The 273-nt window shown below is 70.0% G+C and carries 1 protein-coding gene; it reads left to right on the top strand.

Going from position 1 to position 273, the window contains the following annotated elements; genetic code table 11:
• Positions 1-273 (top strand): hypothetical protein (locus SB772_RS41060; RefSeq protein WP_410838658.1); only part of this gene is annotated, 273 nt, incomplete at both ends.

Below are 273 nucleotides of genomic sequence, written 5' to 3' on the forward strand. Positions count from 1 at the left end.
CGTGCAATTGTTCGAGGCCTACCCGGCACGCTACAGCGCCGATGTGAAGCGCCGCCACCGCTGGATACGGGGTGATTGGCAACTGCTGCCCTGGCTGCTGCCGTGGTCGCGCACCGGGCTGCAAGGCCAGGCGCAAAGCGGGCTGAGCGCGCTGTCGCGATGGAAGATTGTCGACAATCTGCGCCGCAGCCTGGAGCCGGCCGCCCTGCTGAGCGCGCTGCTGTGGGGCTGGCTGGCCAGCGCCTCGCCGCTGCTGTGGACGCTCGCGCTGCT

The sequence above is a fragment of the Paraburkholderia sp. SIMBA_030 genome, from assembly GCF_046535245.1.
Taxonomy (GTDB): domain Bacteria; phylum Pseudomonadota; class Gammaproteobacteria; order Burkholderiales; family Burkholderiaceae; genus Paraburkholderia.